Below are 1800 nucleotides of genomic sequence, written 5' to 3'. Positions count from 1 at the left end.
TGCCACATCGCGTCACACGCCACCACATCCAACGCCGCGAACGGCACCAGCGTCCCGTCCAACAGCTCCGCCAACACCGGCTCACCTGCGAGCCCCGACCGGGCGTAGGCCTCCGACAACCCCGACCCCGACCCCGACGGCCCCGCCGAGCCCGGCGTCGCGTCGTCGCGGTGCGCCGCCGCGTCATCGCGGCTCCCTGCCGCGCGGTCGCCGCTGGCGCCGGTGCTCACGCCGTTCGCGGCGGCGGCGACGCTGGCGTCTACACCGCCACACGTGACGTCGCCAAAGGTGCCCCGCTCGCCCACAGCTCCACCACTGCTGCTGGCGCAGGTGTAGGTGCGGCGCAGGTGGTGCAGGAGGAGCCAGGTGTCCTGGCGGACCAGGATGCTCAGGTGGGGTCGGACCTGGGCGCCGGCCTTGTCGACCCCGACCCCCAGGGCACGGTCGGCCAGCAGGACGAGGGCGTCAGCGCGACGCTGATCCGGGTTGCGCTCATCCCCGTCCGCGGGGACCGGGGTGACGGCGTCCAGGGCGGTGCGCAGCGTCGCCGCCGACAGCACATCCAGGGCACCCTCGACCCGCACGGTCTCTCCCCGCGACGTCAGGCGGAGGAACCGCGCCTTCCGCGCGGTCTCGTAGGTGGCGTCGGCCTTCTCCGCCTCCAGGGCGGCGGCCTGACCCTGCAGCTCCCGCCGCAGCACCGGCACCGCCACACTCTTGGCCCGAGCCACGATCTCCACCTCACGCCCCGCAAGGCGCTCCCGGGTGCGCTCGTCCACCCCCGCGAGGACGGTCGCGACGACCTGGATGTGACCCTCGGTCACCTCACCGCGCTGTGCGGCGTCCCGCAGCCGGGGCAGCAGCTCCAGAATCGCCCCGGCCTGCTCCTCACCCCGGGCGACACCCACACCCTGACGGGAGGCCTCCGCCCGCCACCGCGTGAAGTCCCCCGCCCGGCGACCCGCCGGAGTCCGCTTCCACGACCCCGAGGCCCGCACCACCCCCGCCACCTCAGCCCGCGCCACCCCCAGGACGGTGGCGACCTCATCCAGCACCGCGAGAGCCTCGACAGCCGCCGCACCCACACCCGGATCAGCCGCCGCAGCCGCACGCGCCGCACCAGCCGCGGCGACGACCTCACCCACCACCACCCGCAACCGCGACACACACTCAGACAACCCCGACGCCTGCAGCACCGAGGACGGGAGAGGCGCGAGCGACGACGCCGACACGGCGGTGGGCCACCCACCGTCCGGCGCTACAGACATCGACATCGACGCCCGCGCCGACACCCGCGCGGGCGAACGGCGCGGCCCACGACCAACACCAACCGGCTCTGCCGCCACCCCGCTCACCCCCCTCGTCGGTTACTCCGCGCGAATCGAACGCGTGTACCTAGAGTAAATCCGAGCACTGACAAACGCACCCCCCACCACGCCCCTGTGGACACCGCGACACCCCACCGGCCTGGGGACAACCGGACCATGCGCGACATGGCCCCGGACGGCCGCGACGACGAGGGCTTGGGGTCGCGGGGCGGTCGCAGCACGAACACCACCGAAGAGTGCGAGCGCCCCCGGGCGGGGGTCTGATGCGAAGAAGGGCGGCTGGCGTCGGCAGCGACTGGTCCTCGCGTGATGCTGTCTCCGGCATCTGGGCGCCTGGGTAGGTAGGGCTCGACGGCGACGCCCGGGCGAGCGGTTCGACGGCGGCTGGGCACTGTCGCGACGGCGGCGCCGGGCGAGCGCTTCGACGGCGACAACCGGGCGTGCGCTCCGCCGACGGCGGGGCACTGTCGCG

General features: G+C 74.3%; 1 protein-coding gene. It reads right to left on the bottom strand.

Annotated features, from left to right (window positions below):
- On the bottom strand, window positions 1–1196 hold a 1196-nt coding region (locus FH969_RS14810; protein WP_180359832.1), incomplete at its 3' end, for a 13E12 repeat family protein.
- Between the last annotated feature and the right edge of the window lie 604 nt (window positions 1197–1800).

This window comes from Miniimonas arenae, from assembly GCF_006351005.1.
Classification (GTDB): domain Bacteria; phylum Actinomycetota; class Actinomycetes; order Actinomycetales; family Beutenbergiaceae; genus Miniimonas; species Miniimonas arenae.
This window is presented reverse-complemented; position numbering and strand designations above follow the sequence as displayed.